At 73.9% G+C, this 889-nt stretch carries 2 protein-coding genes; both read right to left on the bottom strand.

Annotated elements, in window-relative coordinates:
• A partial coding sequence (locus tag FOE67_RS27160) for a DnaB-like helicase N-terminal domain-containing protein (protein WP_323385605.1) occupies positions 1–393 on the bottom strand: 393 nt, incomplete at its 3' end.
• The coding region (locus FOE67_RS27155; protein ID WP_182667465.1) for a DNA cytosine methyltransferase at positions 393–889 on the bottom strand (497 nt) is incomplete at its 5' end. The genes FOE67_RS27155 and FOE67_RS27160, both read right to left, overlap by 1 nt.

Below are 889 nucleotides of genomic sequence, written 5' to 3'. Positions count from 1 at the left end.
GGCGAGGCGTTGGGCTCGGGTGCGCAGGGTGCGGCGGGCGTGCTCGGTCTGCACGATCCGGGCGTAGGCGGGTGCGTGGCGCGGTTGGGGACAGGCGCGGACCAGGCCGTGGAGGTGGGAGGCGGTCAGGCCGCGGGCTTGTCGGCGGGCGGTGGCCAGTACCCGGTCCAGCCACGTGGTGGTGCGGGCGTGCCGGGCGGGGTCGGGGGCCGGTAGGGAGCGAATCGCGGTGAACAGGGCGCGGTGCTCAGCGGTGGAGAACGCCTCCGGAACAAGGTCGCCGACCTCCTGCAGGCGCCGGGGCTCCAGCAGGAGCGCGCCGAGCAGGGCCCGCTCGGCGTGGTACACCGGCCGTGCGGGCTCGAGGTCATCGTCATCAGAGGCGTGGGGCATCAGGCGGCCAGGGTGAAGTCATCGGGGTCGAAGCCGACGTCGAGGTGGGGTGCGAGCAGGTGGGCGGCGAACAGCGGGGGAACGGCGTTGCCGATCTGGGAGAACTGCCGGCCCTTGGTCCCGGCCCAGGGGTAGTCGGCGGGGAAGGTCTGCAGTACCCCCGCTTCACGGGCGGTGATCCGCATCGGCTCCGGCGGCGTGGAGGACCTCGTCACCGCAGGGGTGGTGGCGTGGGGTTCGGGGATCCAGAGGCATTCGTTGGCCCGGTTGCCGAAGAACAGCGTTCCGGCCGGCTCGGACAGTGGTCGAACGGTGGCGTTGGCCTGGTTGTTGGTGCGCAGGTACCACGCCCAGTCCTCCCCTTCCGTCGGGGGCGCGGTGGCCGGTGCTCCCGACGTGCCGAGGGCGGCGGCCATGGAGACCCACCGGGCGCGGCCGGGCCCGAACAGCGACGGTGGTTCGGCCACCCGGGCGTGGGTCGGGGAGGGTGGCCGGG

It is taken from the genome of Streptomyces calidiresistens (genome assembly GCF_014141525.1).
In the GTDB taxonomy this organism is placed as follows: domain Bacteria; phylum Actinomycetota; class Actinomycetes; order Streptomycetales; family Streptomycetaceae; genus Streptomyces; species Streptomyces calidiresistens.
This window is presented reverse-complemented; position numbering and strand designations above follow the sequence as displayed.